This window comes from Mesorhizobium sp. M0106, from assembly GCF_040322715.1.
Lineage (GTDB): Bacteria > Pseudomonadota > Alphaproteobacteria > Rhizobiales > Rhizobiaceae > Mesorhizobium.
The window spans coordinates 1-16,840 of record NZ_JAMYUA010000035.1 but is presented as its reverse complement, the minus strand read 5'-3'; the positions used below and the strand labels follow the sequence as shown (position 1 = coordinate 16,840).

Sequence of the window (16,840 nt, the reverse complement as noted above, 5' to 3'; positions counted from 1 at the left end):
GCTCACCGGTCTAGTCTAGAGACCGACCAGCCACTTGAGATCGGCGGGCGATGCGCCCGCCTTACGCTGGGCGGCAAGGCCGGTATCGCCAAGGCTCTTCGACAGTTTTCGTCCGTCCGGGCCGAGGATCAGGCGATGGTGAAAATAGGCCGGCTGCGGCAGGCCAAGCAGTTGCTGAAGCAGCCGCTGCACGCTGGTCGCGGAATAAAGGTCCTGGCCGCGCACGACATGGCTGACGCCCTGCAGCGCGTCGTCCATGGTGACGGCGAGGTGATAACTGGTCGGGATTTCGCGGCGCGCCACGACCACGTCGCCCCAATCCTGCGGATGGGCTTCGACACGACGCGTCGCGGAGAGCGTCTCGTCCGTGTATTCGGCCCATGACAGGTCCTTGCCGGCGCGCGCTATTGCCGCATCGACGTCCAGCCGCCAGGCAAATGGCACATTTTCGGCGACGCGCCGCTCGCGTTCGCTCGCCGTCAACGCCTTGTCGGCGGCGGGATAGAGCGGCACGCCGTCCGGGTCGCGCGGCCAGTCGCGGCCACGCTTCTCGCTGTCGGCGATAAAGGCGCGGATCTCACTTCTGCTCATGAAGGCCGGGTAGACAAGTTCTTCCTTGATCAGCCGCTCGAGCATCGCCCGATATTCGGCAAAATGCTCGGACTGGCGGCGCACCGGTTCCTCCCAGCCAAGCCCCAGCCATTTCAGGTCGCGAAAAATGCCTGCCTCGAATTCCGGCGTGCAGCGCGTCGTGTCGATATCCTCGACGCGCAGCAGCAGGCGTCCGCCCGCCGCCTTTGCCAATTTCTGATTGAGCAGCGCCGAATAGGCATGGCCGAGATGCAGTTCGCCGTTCGGGCTCGGCGCGAAGCGGAATGTCAGCAGTGTCATTGTCCGGCGGCAATCGGGTTGTGTGGCGCTTTCGCCAATTGCTACTTTGCGCCGGTGGCGTCGTGCGTCCAGAGGGACACGTGACGAAGCGTGCGGCACTTTTGATTTTGGAACAAGCAGACATGCAACGCATCGCCAGTCTCGACGACATTGCGCAAGGGCTGGATAGGCTATGCTTGCTCGACCCACGCCTGGAAAAAGTGCGCGGCATGGCCGGCGAGGTGCCGCTCAGGCTGTCGGAGCCGGGGTTCAGGAGCCTTGCCTCGATCGTCGTTTCACAACAAGTGTCCCGCGCGAGCGCCGATGCCATCTTCGGCCGGCTGACGAGACTGCTCGATCCGCTGACGCCGCAGGCGATACTTGCCGCCGACGAGGCGATCTTTCGCGAGGCCGGGCTGTCGCGGCCCAAGCAGCGCGGCCTGGTTGCCGTCGCCCGGGCGGTGGCCGAGGGACTCGACCTCGATCACCTGTGCCGGCTCGATGCAAGCGAGGCGATCGCGGCCATGACCAAGGTGCCGGGCATCGGCTCGTGGACGGCTGAAGTCTACCTTTTGTTTGCCGCCGGACACCCAGATATCTTTCCGGCGCGCGACGTAGCATTGCAGAGCGCGGTCGGCCATGCGCTCGGCATCGACCCGCGTCCGCCGGAGAAAATGCTGATCCGGCTTGCCGAATCATGGAGCCCGTGGCGCGGTGTCGCATCGCGGCTTTTCTGGGCTTATTATCGCGAATTGAAGGGCAGGGATGCCGCGCCTCCGGCCTGAATCCGCAAAAAAGCATTGAAATCATGCGTTTTTGAGACCCGGCATGATCGACAATCCGCTTCACATCCCTGTCATGTCGGGCTTACAGTATCCGCGTCGACCGGTTCTAGGGTGAAGGAGGTCAACGACGTGACGGTTGCCGTATCTCCGGATGGGCTTCCAGCGCTGGTGCTGAATGCGGATTACCGTCCGCTCAGCTATTACCCCCTGTCGCTCTGGTCCTGGCAGGATGCCATCAAGGCGGTGTTCCTCGAGAGGGTGAACATCGTCGCCGAATACGAACACGCCGTCTCTTCACCGACCTTTTCGATGAAGCTGCCGAGCGTCGTCAGCCTGAAGGCTTACGTGAAGCCGTCGAGGCATCCGGCGTTTACCCGTTTCAACGTCTTCCTGCGTGACCGTTTCCAATGCCAATATTGCGGCACGCCGGACGATCTGACGTTCGACCATGTCATTCCTCGCCATCGCGGCGGCGCCACGACCTGGGAGAATGTCGTCGCTGCCTGCTCGCCCTGCAATCTGAGGAAGGGCGGCATGATGCCGGCCCACGCCAAGATGTGGCCGCTGCAGAAGCCCTACCAGCCGACGGTGCATGATTTGCATAATAACGGCCGGCTGTTCCCGCCCAACCATCTACACGAAAGCTGGATGGATTATCTGTACTGGGATGTCGAACTCGAACCATAGAGTTCGGCAGAAATCCGCCATGCCGGTCGCCTGACGCAGCTTTCCGCGCTTCCGGTGCTCACGTACTTTAGCTAGTACGCTCCGCTCCGGTTCTCGAAAGCCACGTCATGCACTCCGGCCTGACGAATTTCTGGACGAACTCTGCGTTGTGCCGCTCAGTCGCGGGCGAAGGCGCTGCGGAAGGCTACGACCGTCAGGACAAAGCTGGCGATGGCGTTCCAGCCGGCCAGCGACAGGCCGAGGATGCGGAGCGCCGCCTTGTCGCAGGAGGGCGGGACGAATTTGTCGAGCGCATCGAGCACGCCCTTGCCGCCGGTGTCCACCGGCCCGGCGGCTGCGGTGCAATCGGTCGGGCCTGGCCACCACGCCCATTCGACGCCGGAGTGATAAACGCCGAGATAGACGCCGTAGAGCATCAGCAGGCCGCCAATAGCCAGCAGGCCACGGCTTACCCAGGCTGGCGCGTGAAGAGCCGACGCAAGCACCGCCAGCAGCATCAAGGGCACGCCGACGTAGTAAGGCGTGCGCTGCTCGAGGCAGAGCTTGCAGGGGATGTAGCCGCCGAGATACTGGAAGGCCAGCGCCGAGCCGACCGTGGCGGCCATGGCGACAGCGAGAAACAGGGCGGTGCGCAGCCGCTGGCGTCCGGTATCGGCATTCACGGTCGCTGTCATCGGACTCAGTCCATTCGGTTCGATGCCGTTCAGACGGCGTATTTGACGACAATATAGAGCAAAATCAGGGCAGCGGCGGCGGCGCCTGCAATCTGGCCAAGGCGCTTTTCGATGAAGTGGCGGATCGGCTCGCCATAGCGGCGCAACAGCCACGCGAGAAACAGGAAGCGAGCACCGCGCGCCACGATTGCCAGCACGATGAACAGCAGCAAAGGAACACCGATGACGCCCGACAGGATCGTCACAACCTTGATCGGCGGCAGATGGGCGAGGCCGGAGGTGACCAGCATCAGGATGATGAAGCCGACACCCGATGAGACGCGCATCGCTTCGAACTCGTCATATTTGCCATAAAATTCGAGGATCGGCCGCGCCACCGCATCATAGGCATAATGGCCGATGAACCAGCCGGCGATGCCGCCCAGCACCGAGGCGACGGTGGCGACCAGCGCGTAACGATAGGCGCGATCCGGCCGCGACAGCGCCATCGGCAGATAGAGGACGTCGGCCGGCACCAGGAACACCGAGCTCTCGACGAAGGCGATGAAGGCCAGCCACCATTCGGCGGATTTGCTCGCCGCCAGCGACAAGGTCCAGTCGTAAAGTCCGCGAAGCATCGGCACTCCTAATGCACGCCCAAACCAGAAGCGGTCTTGGGATCACGACATGTACAAACAAGACTTGGAAGCGCCCCGCATCAACCTCGTCGGACAAGGTGCGCTTCAATGACATGCGCCGCCTGTCTAGAAAGATTTTCCGCGCTGCACAATGGCAGCTGCTTCACGAAATCGAAAGGCTGAGGCTTGAGCGAGCCCAGATGTCGGGATTTGGCCAGTTGATTGACGAGCAAGCCATGGCGTCGAACACTTGCCTGCCTGAAGTGCGTCAAGGCAGTTTCCAATTACATCGTGGGTTTTCCGGCCGAACACGATCCGTGTTTAAATACCGGCGATTCCTGTCGCATCCTCTCTCCCTGCTTCGCCCTTTGCGCCGCCATGTCGTTGTCTGATTTCATTTATCGCGCCTTTGAGAAGCTCATCCGTCCGCTGGATATTCCACCCGCGCCGCTGCCTGCGAGCGGGCCGTTTGCACTGCTCCTGCATTTTGCGCGGATGTTCCGCGGCACCCTTGCGGCCATTACCGTCCTGATGATGGCGGTCGAGGGGATCAACCTTGCGACGATTTGGGGGGCCTCGTTCGTCGTCGATGGGGTGAGCGCGAAGGGCGCGGCGGTTTTCCTGCAGGAGGACTGGCCGACGCTGGTCGTGCTCGGCGTGCTGGTTTTCCCCGTGCTGCCGTTGCTCATCTTCGTGGGCAATGCGCTGAACTCGCAGACGGTGGCCGTATGCATGCCGGCGGCGATGCAGTGGCAGGGCCACAAGGCGGTGGAACGTCAGGATCTTGCCTTCTTCCACGACCTCTTCGCAGGTCAGGTGGCGTCGCGCATTTCGCAAGTCGCATCCGCCGTGCAGCAGCAGATCGTCGTGGCCTTCTACAGAATACCGCTGTTTCTGGTGCAACTCGTCGGTTCGCTCGTTCTGCTTGGCGCGTTGTCCTGGCCGCTTGCGCTTCCGGTTTTCCTCTGGATCTCCGCCAACATCGCCATTGCGGTGGTGGCGGTACCCCAATATTCCGAGCGGTCGCGCCGCTCGGCGCGGGGGCGAAGCCTCGTGGTCGGCGCCATGACCGACCTCCACAGCAACATTCAGATGGTCAAGCTGTTTGCGGCGGAAGACAGCGAGGCGGGCGCGATGCGGACCGTGATGGAAAACGCCATCGAGACCCAGCAGCGCGAAAGGCGCATCTATCTGATGACCGATATGGGCGTCGTCCTGCTCAACGTTGCCCTCTTTCTCACCAACGTTGCCATAGGGCTCTGGGGATTTGTCGCCGGCTTCGTCACGGTTGGTCAGTTCGCCGCTTCGATCGCCATCGTGCAGCGGCTCAATGCCAACTCCCGTGCCTTCCTGCAGATGGGCCAGCAGATTTTCCAGGCGGTGGGCACGATCCGCGACGCAATGCCGGTCGTGACGACGCCGCCGACCATAAAAGACGCGCCGACCGCCAAGCCGCTCGAGGTCACGGCCGGCGAAGTCGAGTTCAAGAACATCCAGTTCGAATACCGCGAGGGGCAACGGGTGATCGAAGACCTGTCGCTCACCGTGCGCGCAGGCGAGAAGGTCGGGCTCGTCGGCCTCTCCGGGGCCGGCAAGTCGACCCTTGTCAGCCTGCTCCTGAGGTTCTTCGAGCTGAAGGGCGGCGCGATCCTGATCGATGGGCAGGATCTCCGTAGCGTGACCCAGGCCAGCCTTCGGGAGAGCATCGGCGTCGCCACCCAGGACGTCTCACTGCTGCATCGCTCCGTCGGCGACAACATCCGTTATGGCCGGCCCGATGCCCCGCCGGAGGCGTTGGAGCGCGCCGCGATGCTGGCCGAGGCCGACGGCTTCATCGCCGATCTCAGAGATGGCGAAGGCCGCACCGGCTACGACGCTTTCGTCGGCGACCGCGGGGTAAAACTTTCCGGCGGCCAGCGTCAGCGCGTCGCGATCGCCCGGGTGTTGCTCAAGGACGCGCCAATCCTGGTTCTCGATGAGGCGACGTCCGCATTGGACAGCGAGGCCGAGGCGGCGGTCCAGGACAAGCTCGCTCTTCTGATGGAAGGCAAAACTGTGATCGCCATCGCCCATCGCCTGTCGACGATTGCCAGGATGGACCGGATCGTCGTCCTCGACAAAGGCCGCATCGTCGAGGAGGGAAAACCATCGGCGCTGCTGGAGCGCGACGGGCTCTATGCCCGACTGTGGAAGCTTCAGACCGGCGGCTATATTGCCGACGCTCTCGAGGAGATGTGAGCCGCCCTCGGTGATGATGTTTTGCTCATGGCCGGCTCGATACATTCTGCTTTCACTCCGGAAACCGGACTTGGCTGAACTCGTTTCCACCATAACGTTCGGAAGCCGATCCCAACTTCATCGATCATGAGCGAAGCCATAATCCCGAACTCCCGTGCCGCCATTCTCGAGCGGCGATCTGCCGGCGCGCTGACATGGTCCGGCCCCGCCCTGATGTTGTTCGCGCGGTCGGCTTTCGCTGTTGCCGCGCAGGGCCTGGTTGCGGCCGTGTACGCTGCGCACGGTTCGGCGACGCCCTGGCGCGACGCAGGGGCTTGGCTGCCGGTGTATGGCAGCTTGATCGACGCGGGCTGCCTTGGACTCCTTTGGTGCCTTGCGCGGCGCGAGGGCATCACGTTGCTCGATTTGGTCGGTTTCGATCGCAACCGCTTGGGGCGCGATCTGTTGTTGGGCGTTGCGCTCATCCTCCCGAGCCTCGTTTTCATCTACGCTGGGATCACCGCCAGCAGCCTGTTGGTCTATGGCAACCCTGACGCACCGCAAATATACGGACCTTTGCCGCTCTTGCCTGCGCTCTACGGGGTGCTGATCTTTCCGTTGGTCTGGGGCATTACGGAGCAGACCACCTATAACGGCTATCTTCTGCCGCGTTTCCAAGTCTTGTCGGGAAGCACGGGATTTGCCGTTGCCGTCGTAGCGTTTTCCTGGTCGTTTCAGCATGCGGTGATGCCGCTGACGTTCGACCCACACTTCATGCTCTACCGGCTCTTGGCACCAATCGCGCATTCGACATTCATCACCCTCGTGTACCTGCGCGTGCGCCGCATCCTGCCGCTGGCGACGGCGCATTGGCTCATGGATGGGGCGTCGGTATTCATCGGCATTCTGTGGCCGCTGTTGCGGTAGAAGGGTTCAAACGGGCTGAGATGCCCACTATGGACCGAAGCCTCCAACGACGAAATCGAAAGCCTAGGCTTGGGCTAGATAGGTTCTCGGGAATTGGCCAGTTGACGAACAGGCCTCCAACCGTATAGTCCGCGCCCATCCAGGCCGCCCGGCCTGAGCCCCTATGGCGGAATTGGTAGACGCGCTCGACTCAAAATCGAGTTCCGCAAGGAGTGCTGGTTCGATCCCGGCTAGGGGCACCACTTTTTAAATTCCCTCCCACTTCTTATTGAACCTAATGGCGTGGGTGGGATCGTCCACGACGCCCTCGACGGCCACCGAATGGTTGCGTCTTGCCTGTTGCCGCAAGCTGCCCAAGCTTCCGCTGACGCGGACCAGCCCCAAGCGCAATCTGGCGTTTCTCACCGCACGCGATCAGGCGTGCCGCGGTCCCGCAAAAAAGACGTTGCCGCAAAGTCGATCGCTGCCCGACGGACATGTTTCCTCCCGCGAACTACCCACCAGACCCGGCCTACAGATGCAACCTCGGGAGGTGAGATATGCGGGCATTATGGCACGATGCGAAACAGCTTCGTCTTGGATCGTGCTGCGGGCCGGAGCCGCCGCCGTGCCTAGCGTAGGGCCGCCACGACGTCGGCGAAGTCGGCCCGCTTGCCATTGCCGGCGCGACGCAATTGCACCTCGACCGGCTTGCCGTCGGATTGGTCGCAGTAGACGATGGGTCCGGGCCGCACCCATTTGTCGCCCCACTCGGTCAGCGCGATAATGACCGTTTTGAATTCCAGCCCCTTCCGGGTCAGGACGTATTCGGCCTGCTCGCCGGCGGCACCCGGGCGACGGTCCATCAGGCCGGCCTCGACGAAATCCTCGAGGCGCTTGGCCAGGATGTTGGTGGCGATCCCCAGGCTCTTCTGGAATTGCGAAAAGCGCGTGCAGCCGCCGAATATCGCGTCGCGCAGGATCAACAGGCTCCAGCGCTCGCCGACCAGCTCCAGGGCGCGTGAGGCCGAGCAGTTTTGTTTTTCATAGAGACGACCAAGCATGGTGTGAACATACCCTATTGACTTGCATCATGCAAGTATGCATTGTGCTTGCATGATGCAAGCGACAGAGGTCGAGAGAGCGTCGCTCCACTTCATCGCCCGAGATTTCGGGTGTCCATCAGCCAATCAGATCCAGACAGGAGATATGTCATGAAAAAGGAAGAAGATTACACGACGTCATTTGTCGTCGAGCAAAGCCCGGAAAAGGTTTTTGCGGCGGTTATCAATCCGCGCGCCTGGTGGTCCGAAGATATCGATGGCGATACCAACAAGCTCGGTGCGATATTCTACTATCATTTCAAGGATATCCACCGCGGCACGTTCAAGGTCACGGAGCTTGTGCCCGGCAAGAAGGTCGTCTGGCACGTCGTTCTGAACTACTTCAACTTCGTCAGGGATGCGACCGAGTGGACCGGCACGGACGTGGTCTTCGAAATCGCGCCGACCGAAAAGGGGACCGAGCTGCGTTTCACCCATGTCGGGCTGAAGCCGAGCGAAGAATGCTACGATGTCTGCCATGACTCGTGGCGCTTCTATGTCGCAAGTCTCCGCGAGCTGATTTCGACGGGCAAGGGGCAACCCAACAAGGGCGAAGAGAACGCCAACCCAACGGTCGTGCCGCAAAGCGAGGATACCCGCACCGTCGAGCGCAAGGCGGCAGGCGATGGCGCCGGGATGATCGTCATGACGACGGCAGCGGCGAAGCCCGGCATCGAAAGCAAGGTGCGGAATGCCCTGCGGGACGTGGCGGGGGCGGCCCGCAAGCAAAGCGGATGCATCGACTATAGCGTCTTTCGCTCGGAGGCCGAGCCCAACGTTACCATCTGCGTCGAGCGCTGGGCATCGAAGCAGGAGCGCGACGCTTTTCTACGCTCGGCGGACGCGAAGAATTTCGTTTCGGCAATAACCGGCGCCTTCCTGGAGCGGCCTTCGCCGATCTCCTACACGACATTGGAAGTCGGGTCCTAGTTGCAAGGTTCGCCTGGTCACGGCGCCGGCTGCCCTGGAGCAATGCAACGGGGGAGACGGCGTCCAAGCGTGGGAACAGAAAATCATACCCTACTTGCATGATGCAAGAACGAATGGCTTGCATTTATGCAAGAGGAGGAGAGATCGCCGTGCCGAAATCAATGGAAGTCACAAACAAAGCCGTTCTCGTGACCGGGGCCAATCGCGGCCTCGGCAAGGCGCTGGTCGAGGAAATATTGAGGCGGGGTGCCAAGCGCGTCTATGCCGGCGCGCGCAAACCGCTGGCCCACGCGGATTGGCGCGTCACGCCGCTGATCCTGGACGTGACCGACGCGGCGCAGATTGGGGCGGCTGTCGAGCGGATCGGGTCTCTCGACGTCCTCATCAACAACGCCGGCATCGGGCTCTACGACGATCTTGGCGATCGTGCTGCGCTCGAGCGACACCTCGCCGTCAACCTGCTCGGCGTGCATGGCGTAACCCACGCATTCCTGCCGCTGCTCACGCATTCGCGCGGCGCCGTGGTCAACATCCTGTCGGAAGCGGCTCTCGTTCCGTTCCCGATTATTCCGTCCTACTCACTGTCGAAGGCCGCCGCGTTTTCCATGACGCAATCGCTGCGTGCTCTCGCCGGCGCTCGTGGCGTGAGCGTTCATGCAGTCCTGTCCGGTCCCATAGACACCGACATGAGCAGAGACGCCGATATACCGAAGAGTTCCGCGGAGAGCGTCGCGAAAGGCATCCTGGACGGCATGGCGCGAGGGGAAGAGGAAATTTTCCCTGATCCAAAATCGGCGTCCATGGCCGAGAGCTGGCGCGGCAGCGCGTTCAAAGCGCTCGAACGCCAAATGGCGGCTTTCGTCCAAGCCATGCCCACCAAGCCATAGGCGACCGCCGCCATCGATACGCTGCCAGCATTCGCAATTCAGCACCCCACAGTGGAGCGGAACATCATGCTGTTGAACGCAACTTCCCCGGTTTTCACCAGCGGATCACGATGACTTTGTCGGTCCCGTTGGCGAGTTCGACAGCTTCGGTGCCATCCGGTTTGCGGCTTTGGATTCTGGCGCTCTCGACAGCTTCAACGCCAACAACGTTGACTGCAAAGGCTTCATCGATTTCGGCGGCACAGACCAAGGTGTCCGGCGGCAGGTCCTTTACTTGATCCAACAACTCGCGAAGCTTCATGGTCGAATCTCCTTGGCGATAGCAGGAATGAGCAGCACGCTTTCGCCGCACATTCGGAACCATGTCCCTTGAGAAAGGTTCCCGATGAGGTGGAGATGCCGCAGAATGGGACGAGCGCGGCGATCCGCCCGTCGCGATGATGTGAACGCGCCGTGCGAAGCATCTGTCTCAAATCCCTGTCCCTAATGCTGCCGGCGCAATTCCTTGTTGATCATGCCGCCCATCGCTAGACCGACCGCCATCACCGCAAAAGTCGCCGCGATAGATCGCTTCGGCAGCATCGTCTCCCAACCTGGCGTCAACCGCTTCGGCACGAAGCCATAATCTGTCGCCGCGGCAATGGCCGCTGCCGCCAACGCATCGCGAAATATCAGAAGCGACGGACGCGGCGGCCTCGAGGCGAGCCATAGTTCGAAAAGGAATGCCCAGAACATGGAGGAAGCGTGATGCGTGCCATAGCCGACGAGCGTGTGCGCCACGTCGCCGCGCCGCACCGACGCGGCTTGCTCGCCATAGAGCCAGTGGCTGGTCGCATTCGTGGGCTGCAGGGCGCCTTTGCCTTCCCGCCTGGCAGGCAGGGCCAATGCAACTGTCGTGGCGAAGCTGACGATCGTACCCGAAACGGCTGCGGACAATCCTGTCCGGATCAGACTTCTCACTTGGTCCTCCGTCGTTTCGCGGTCGGCTCCTTGGAACGCCTTTGTGAATTCGCGGCAGTGTCGTGATTGCCAAAACGGCAAAACGAGTCCGAAGGTCCGAGCACGGACTTTTGGTTGGACGTTATCCCAGGAGCGTCCTCTGGGATAACGCCTTTGAGGTCCGGCTGCATTTCCTGGTAGGCTCGGATCGTAGCCCGGCCGCTATTACATCGGCCCCGGCACCATCTTGGTCGGCTGCTCAGGCATCGGAAACGGATAGTTGTCGCATTTCACGTCCGGGTTCGTCGGGCTGAACATTCCGAGCGGGTTGTCCTTGAACAGCCAGGCGTGAAGGTCGTAGTGGTGGAACTCCTTCGGGATGAGCGGATAATGCCCCTCCATCGGCCCCTGGAATGTCTGGCCGAAGAGCTTCGGCGGCTCCTTTGTGTCCGGCGTCAAGGGCACGAGCCATTCCGCGCCGACCAGGCGCAATTCGCCGCCGACCGGCTCATAGATCAGCACATTGGGGCGCGTCGGATCCGCGGTCGGGCCGACAGTCGTGACGTTGACGAAATGGATGCCCATTGCGCCCTTCGGGTAGTCCATCGCCCCCTCTACCTTTTCGCCGCTGTAGAAGACGCATCCTACCGTCGATAGATAAAGCTCGCGAATGGCAACCTTGTAGTCTTCATACCTGGACAGCGATTTACGCAGGGCATCGATCTCGGCTTTGTCGGGTTCGGCCGCCCGAGGAGTGGCGGCGTTCAGACACGCGCCAACGAGACCTGCCAAGGTGAGGACACCGACACGCCTGAGGTGAGTTGTTTTCATCATGCATTCCTCCCAGATTTTTTCTTCTGGCCGTGCAGGACCGAGGCGGCAGTGATGCTGGACGCGCGGCCGTAATTGATCGCCTCATCCCGGTTGGGACTGCGTCGATGCTAATCCTTTCCACTGATCGGGAGAATTAACCCTGACGACCTAGGCCCGAGAGAGCCGACGGTGCGGAGACGGACAGTCGGGCCCACTTTGGACCCCATACACTAGCGCCGGCGCAGCAGGCTCCTCATCCGGTTGCGCAGCAGGCGCGCCATGTTGCGGGTTTCGCGGTAGAGGTGAAGCTGCGACGCCGCCTGGCGGGCGGGGCGGTCGGCGTCCGGCGTCAGCCCGATCACCAGCGTGCCCATCGGCTTGCGTTCGCTCCACAGCCGGCTCATCACCGGATGGTCGGGCACCGCGCAGGAATCGGTCATCATGATGTTGGGGTCGTCGAGATGCTGCCTGGTCACCTCGATCATCAGCAGCGTGCCCGGCGAATAGGCAGCGAGCGTCTCGTCATAGGCGGTCTTCCAGGTGTAGGCGACGCCGGCCTCGACGAAGACGACCAGGCAGGCGATGGTGCGGCCGTCGAGCGTCAGCGAATGGATGCGGCAGAGATCCTGCTCGGCCAGCCGGTACACCGCCTCGCGGGCGAAGGCGGCACGGTAGCGGTCGATGGCCATGGCGGTGCGCTCGCGGCCTTTCCAGCCGGCAGCCTCCAGCGTCAGGAAATTTTCGATGGCATGGCGGATCTCGTCCGGCCCCCGCGCAACATGATGTTCCAGCCGGCCGAGGTCGGCGAGGCGGCGCTTCAGGCGGCGGAACTCGCGATAATGGTGGGCGCGCAGCGAAGCTTTCAGATATTCCTCGCCGTCGAGCTCGCTTTCGAGCACCGGGCGCTCGGCCTTGCCGGTGGTGACCAGCGTCAGGCCGCGCGTTTCGGCGACGCTGGCGAGCAGGCTCGCCACCGGGCCATCCAGCCTTATGTCGGGCAGCACGAAGACCTTCGGCAGCTTGAGATGCGGCCTGGACAGCATCGCGAAGAAATCCTCGATGACGCCGATCGGATCGTCGCGGTCGACCAGGGGCGTGCCGATCGGGCCGAACGGGCTCGACCAGGTGCGCATGACGGGAACGCCGAGCGGCACCGCCGGCCGCTCGACCGAGAACGGCACCAGCAGGCGCAGCCGGTTGCGGTACTGGTCGCCGTCGCGGATGACGGCCAGCCGCACCTCGCGGTCCTCCAGTCTGGGCATGGCCGGCGCCAGGAAGCGCGGATTGAAGAAGACGTTGGGCTCGATCGTGCGGGTGCAGAGATAGTCGAGCTCCTCGACCAGGTCGAAGCCGGCGGAGGCCGGATAGATGGCAAGCTTGCGCTCGGGCCGGTTGTTGGCGAGGATCTCGACATGGGCGGGATCGGCTTCGCGGGCAAGCCCGGCAAGGCCGGACACCATGGCGCCGGCCGGGCCGCCGCTGGTTTCCTCGAGCAAGGGGACGGCAGCCATCAGGCGGCTCCTTTGGCGGGCACGAAAATGACCATGGCGATGCCGAGCTTGCGCCAGACCGTAAAGGACAGCGCGCCGGCCTCGAAGATCATGGCGAAGACGGTGGCCATCGCCGCGCCCCACAGACCGAAGAGCGGGATCAGCACGACGCTAAGCGCGATGTTGAAGGCCAGCGTCATGGCATAGACAGCGGCACAGATATTCTGGTTGCCGCTCATGGTGAGCAGGCTTTCGCAAGGGCCGACGGCGGCCCGCGCGACGACGCCGAACACCAGCACGAACAGCAGCGGATAGCCGGCGGAAAATTCCGGGCCGAACAGGGTCAGCATCGGCTCGCCCAGGGCCAGCACGAGCAGCGCCATCGCCAGCGACGGCCAGAAGGTCCACGACACGGTTTCGCGGGCGAAGGCGGCGAGCTTTTGCGGCTCGCCATGGGTGAACTGCGCATAGCGCTGGGCGACGCCGGCCTTGACCGCGAAATAGACGAAATGCACCAGCGCCAGCGTCTTGACGGTGGCGAAATAGACGGCGACGTCGTTGGGATGGAGATAGGCGCCGACCATCAGCACGTCGGCATTGGTGAGCAGGAAGAAGAAGCTCTCGACCAGGAAGATCGGCAGCGAGACGATGAACCATTGGCCGAAATGCAATTTCATCGGTCCGGCCGGAATTCTTTTGTCGATGCGCGACGTCACGCCGATAAGCTGGCCGAGCGTGGTGGCGTAGGTGGCGGCGATGGCGGCGAAGATCGCCGTTCTGGCGTCCGGCGCATAGCCCGCCAAGAGCATCAGCGCCATGAACGCCAGGATCAGCAGCGGCCGCACCAGAAAGGTCGGCGACAGCGCAAACAGCGCCCAGGAATTGGCCCGCGCCAGCCCTTGCAGCAGGTCGGACATGGCGATCATCGGCAGGCAGATGATGCCGAGGATGAACGGCACGACATAATAGTTTTCGATATAGGCCGACAGCAGCCAGACGCCGAGCGCGCCGAGGCCGGCGATCAGCGTCGAGGCAACCAGCACGAACAGCCGGCTGGCCCGCACGATGCCGCGCAGTTCGGCCATCATGCCGCGCTCGCGATATTCGGGAATGAAGCGGATGATCGAGGTGTGGAAGCCGAGGCAGGCGAGATTGCCGACAATGACCATCGTCACCCACACGAGCACGAAAATGCCGTATTCGAACGACCCCATCCAGCGCGCCATCAAGACCTGGCTGACGAAGGCGATGACGGCGCTGACGATGCGGACCGAAAAGGCGATCAGCGACATGCGGCCGGCCTCGCCGCGCGCGCCGGCGCTGAACAGGACGGCATCGATCAGGCCAAGCAGCGGCCTGATGCGCAGCGCAAGGCGCTGCGGCAGGAACCGCCCGGCTGTCGTCGCCGCGGAAAAGCGCACCCAATACTCTCCGTTTTCCGCCAATTTACAGGGATTGGGTGTAGCGAAGACACATTAAGAAACGGTTGGGTGGGGAGGAGGCGGACGAAAGCCAACCGTTTGACCTTCGAGCGACGAACGCCCGGAGCCATAGCGAAGGGCGGAGGAACTGCCCCGGTCTGTCTTTCGCAAATCGGACGGCATTCAGGGTGAGGTGGGCTGGGGTTATCTGTCGGCTCGCGACGTTGGAGGCTTAGGTAAAATAACATTGCGTGACGCAACGCACTGAATCGGCTTATGTCGGGCCATGACACCACATGAATTTATCCGCAAATGGAAAGGCAACAATCTGACCGAGCGTGCCTCGGCTCAGGAGCATTTCATTGATCTGTGCCATCTGTTCGATCATCCGACACCGACCGAAGCTGACCGGACAGGCAAGGAATACGCCTTCGAAAAAGGTCTGACAAAGACCGGCGGTGGCGACGGTTTCGCAGATGTCTGGAAGCGCGGATTTTTCGCTTGGGAGTACAAAAAGCGGAAGCGCAATCTTGACCAGGCATTGGAACAGCTTACCCGCTATGCTTCGGCACTGGAAAATCCGCCGCTCCATATTGCCTGTGATACAGAGCATTTCAAGATCGTCACTGCGTGGACCAATACGGTCCCCAAGACTTACACGCTATCGCTGGAAGACCTGCTCGACGTCGAAAAGCGCGGGATTCTGCACGCGGCCTTCCACGATCCGGCTAAGCTGCGCCCGCAGCGGACGCGAGCCGCGCTGACCGCCGAGGCGGCTGAGAAATTTTTCACGATCGTGGAGCGACTGCAGCATCGTAACGCGGACCGTGTGGCCGTAGCCCATTTCGTAAACCAGCTCGTCTTCTGTTTCTTCGCCGAGGATGTGAGACTGCTGCCCGAGGATTATTTTACGAAACTGCTCAAGTCGGCGTCGAAACGGCCCGACAAGGCCAAGGCCATGCTGGATCAACTTTTCGAAGCCATGGAAACGGGCGGCTTTCATGGTGTCGAGGAGATTGCGCGTTTCAATGGTGGGCTGTTTGATGGACGGCGGGCACTTGAACTCCATCATGGTGAGATCGATTTGCTCGTGGCGCTCGGCACGATGGAGTGGGACCAGATAGACCCAACCATTTTCGGCACTTTGTTCGAGCGATTTCTGGACCCCGACAAGCGGGCACAGATCGGCGCCCATTATACCGACCCAGAAAAGATCATGATGATCATCAAGCCGGTAGTAGTGCGGCCACTTCTGGCCGAGTGGGAAATAGTGAAAGCTCGGATTGCGGAAATTGCCGATAAAGCGAATGTCATTTCTCCAGTCGGGTGGACACGGGAAAAAGTCAGAGCCGCGGACAAGGCAACTCAAAAGCTGAGGGCCGCAGCTGAAAATATCCGCGAAGCCTTTCTTCAACGATTGCGGGCAGTGCGTATACTAGATCCTGCATGCGGTTCAGGAAATTTCCTCTATCTCGCACTCCATGAAATAAAGGACCTTGAGAACCGAGTGGTACTCGAAACCGAGGCTATGGGGCTTTCCAATACGTTGCTGCTGGTCGGACCTGAGATTGTGAGAGGCATCGAGCAAAATCCACTCGCTGCCGAACTGGCGCGCACCACGATTTGGATCGGTTACATTCAGTGGAAAATCCGGAATGCCATTTTTGCCAAAGACGATCCGATTCTGCGACGGTTGAGCAACATCGAGTGCAGGGATGCGCTGGTGACTGAAGTCGCAGCACAGGACAGCGTAGGTACAACCTCACCCGTTGAAGGCGAGATCGACGCAATGCAAGCATGTCGCTTTGTTGAAGCAGAGTGGCCTGAATCAGAGTTTATAGTCGGCAATCCTCCGTTTCTGGGTGTTAAGCGCATGAACGGTGGCTTGGGTCACGGATACTCAGAACTCATCAGAGACCTATATGATCGAAAAGTTGATCGATTTTCTGATTTGGTTTGCTGGTGGTTCGAAAAGGCCAGAAGCCAAGTCGCCAATGGCAAGTCAAGTCGTGTTGGCCTCGTTGCTACCAATTCCATTCGAGGCGGGAGAAACCGACGAGTTCTCGATCGTATCGTCGATGAGATGACAATTTTTGAGGCTTGGTCGGACGAACCTTGGATTGTTGACGGCGCCTCCGTCAGAGTTAGTCTGATTTGCTTTGGAAACGCCAACGATACCAAGCACCTTAACGGACTTCCGGTTTCCATAATTCGGAGTGATCTAACCTCTGAACTAAATATCGTTGAAGCTAAGACACTAAAACAGAATGTCGGTGTTGCGTTTATAGGGGTTCAAAAGACTGGCCCATTTGATATCAATGGTAAAACTGCTTTAGCAATGCTTAGGCTTCCGCTGAATATAAATGGTCGGCCAAATTCCGACGTGGTCCGCCCATATTTTAACGGGCTAGATATTGCTAGTGGAATGAATGTGACGGTCGAGTCCGAATGTGGATTCCCGTCGGCGGTTTTGCGTGCGAGTCTTGAGGATGCGCACCGGG

16 protein-coding genes and 1 tRNA gene are annotated in these 16,840 nt (G+C 61.2%); 8 read left to right on the top strand and 9 right to left on the bottom strand.

What is annotated here, in order from left to right:
- Positions 1 to 15: 15 nt before the first annotated feature.
- Positions 16 to 891 carry a tRNA glutamyl-Q(34) synthetase GluQRS gene (gene gluQRS / locus NKJ55_RS26350; protein WP_352452440.1) on the bottom strand — a complete coding sequence of 292 codons (876 nt, stop codon included), beginning with the start codon at positions 889 to 891 and terminating at the stop codon, positions 16 to 18.
- A gap of 122 nt (positions 892 to 1,013) precedes the next feature.
- Between gluQRS and NKJ55_RS26345 the strand changes: the two genes are divergently transcribed.
- A complete protein-coding gene (locus tag NKJ55_RS26345) occupies positions 1,014 to 1,655 on the top strand; it encodes a DNA-3-methyladenine glycosylase family protein (RefSeq protein ID WP_023677955.1) in 642 nt (213 codons plus the stop codon).
- Positions 1,656 to 1,784: 129 nt separating this feature from the next.
- Entirely contained in the window at positions 1,785 to 2,342 is a 558-nt protein-coding gene (locus NKJ55_RS26340) for an HNH endonuclease (RefSeq protein ID WP_023677956.1), read from the top strand.
- A gap of 155 nt (positions 2,343 to 2,497) precedes the next feature.
- On the opposite strand, the gene NKJ55_RS26335 is transcribed toward NKJ55_RS26340, so the two are convergent.
- Both NKJ55_RS26335 and NKJ55_RS26330 read right to left on the bottom strand, forming a co-directional pair.
- A complete protein-coding gene (locus NKJ55_RS26335; protein WP_352452439.1) occupies positions 2,498 to 3,016 on the bottom strand; it encodes a disulfide bond formation protein B in 519 nt (172 codons plus the stop codon).
- A gap of 29 nt (positions 3,017 to 3,045) precedes the next feature.
- Positions 3,046 to 3,633 (bottom strand): YqaA family protein, encoded by a 588-nt coding sequence (locus NKJ55_RS26330; RefSeq protein ID WP_023677958.1) that lies wholly within the window; start codon positions 3,631 to 3,633, stop codon positions 3,046 to 3,048.
- 378 nt (positions 3,634 to 4,011) lie between these two features.
- On the opposite strand from NKJ55_RS26330, the gene NKJ55_RS26325 reads away from it, so the two are divergent.
- The 3 genes from NKJ55_RS26325 (at position 4,012) to NKJ55_RS26315 (ending at position 7,019) form a co-directional block, all read left to right on the top strand.
- Positions 4,012 to 5,871, top strand: coding sequence for an ABC transporter ATP-binding protein (locus NKJ55_RS26325; protein WP_352452438.1), 1,860 nt, complete (start codon positions 4,012 to 4,014; stop codon positions 5,869 to 5,871).
- Between the two features lie 126 nt (positions 5,872 to 5,997).
- Positions 5,998 to 6,777, top strand: coding sequence for a CPBP family glutamic-type intramembrane protease (locus tag NKJ55_RS26320; protein WP_352452437.1), 780 nt, complete (start codon positions 5,998 to 6,000; stop codon positions 6,775 to 6,777).
- Between the two features lie 157 nt (positions 6,778 to 6,934).
- Positions 6,935 to 7,019, top strand: a tRNA-Leu gene (locus NKJ55_RS26315).
- A gap of 369 nt (positions 7,020 to 7,388) precedes the next feature.
- Here the strand turns inward: NKJ55_RS26315 and NKJ55_RS26310 are convergent.
- Positions 7,389 to 7,820, bottom strand: a complete 432-nt coding sequence (locus NKJ55_RS26310; protein WP_352452436.1) for a winged helix-turn-helix transcriptional regulator — start codon at positions 7,818 to 7,820, stop codon at positions 7,389 to 7,391.
- Between the two features lie 150 nt (positions 7,821 to 7,970).
- Between NKJ55_RS26310 and NKJ55_RS26305 the strand changes: the two genes are divergently transcribed.
- Entirely contained in the window at positions 7,971 to 8,789 is an 819-nt protein-coding gene (locus NKJ55_RS26305) for an antibiotic biosynthesis monooxygenase (protein ID WP_352452435.1), read from the top strand.
- Positions 8,790 to 8,938: 149 nt separating this feature from the next.
- Entirely contained in the window at positions 8,939 to 9,676 is a 738-nt protein-coding gene (locus NKJ55_RS26300; protein WP_352452434.1) for an SDR family NAD(P)-dependent oxidoreductase, read from the top strand.
- 94 nt (positions 9,677 to 9,770) lie between these two features.
- Here the strand turns inward: NKJ55_RS26300 and NKJ55_RS26295 are convergent, their stop codons facing one another.
- The 5 genes from NKJ55_RS26295 to NKJ55_RS26275 form a co-directional block, all read right to left on the bottom strand.
- Positions 9,771 to 9,977, bottom strand: a complete 207-nt coding sequence (locus NKJ55_RS26295; RefSeq protein WP_023677964.1) for a hypothetical protein — start codon at positions 9,975 to 9,977, stop codon at positions 9,771 to 9,773.
- Positions 9,978 to 10,159: 182 nt separating this feature from the next.
- Positions 10,160 to 10,636, bottom strand: a complete 477-nt coding sequence (locus tag NKJ55_RS26290; RefSeq protein WP_352452433.1) for a hypothetical protein — start codon at positions 10,634 to 10,636, stop codon at positions 10,160 to 10,162.
- A 204-nt stretch (positions 10,637 to 10,840) separates the two neighbouring features.
- Complete coding sequence (locus NKJ55_RS26285; RefSeq protein WP_352452432.1) at positions 10,841 to 11,449, bottom strand: hypothetical protein; 609 nt, start codon at positions 11,447 to 11,449, stop codon at positions 10,841 to 10,843.
- A 209-nt stretch (positions 11,450 to 11,658) separates the two neighbouring features.
- Positions 11,659 to 12,939: a GNAT family N-acetyltransferase gene (locus tag NKJ55_RS26280; RefSeq protein WP_352452431.1), complete on the bottom strand. Its 1,281-nt coding sequence runs from the start codon at positions 12,937 to 12,939 to the stop codon at positions 11,659 to 11,661.
- Positions 12,939 to 14,339 (bottom strand): lipopolysaccharide biosynthesis protein, encoded by a 1,401-nt coding sequence (locus NKJ55_RS26275; RefSeq protein ID WP_352452430.1) that lies wholly within the window; start codon positions 14,337 to 14,339, stop codon positions 12,939 to 12,941. The genes NKJ55_RS26280 and NKJ55_RS26275 overlap by 1 nt, the downstream gene beginning before the upstream one ends.
- Positions 14,340 to 14,625: 286 nt before the next feature.
- Between NKJ55_RS26275 and NKJ55_RS26270 the strand changes: the two genes are divergently transcribed.
- Positions 14,626 to 16,840, top strand: a 2,215-nt coding sequence (locus NKJ55_RS26270; protein ID WP_352452429.1) for a DNA methyltransferase, incomplete at its 3' end; no start/stop codon positions are given.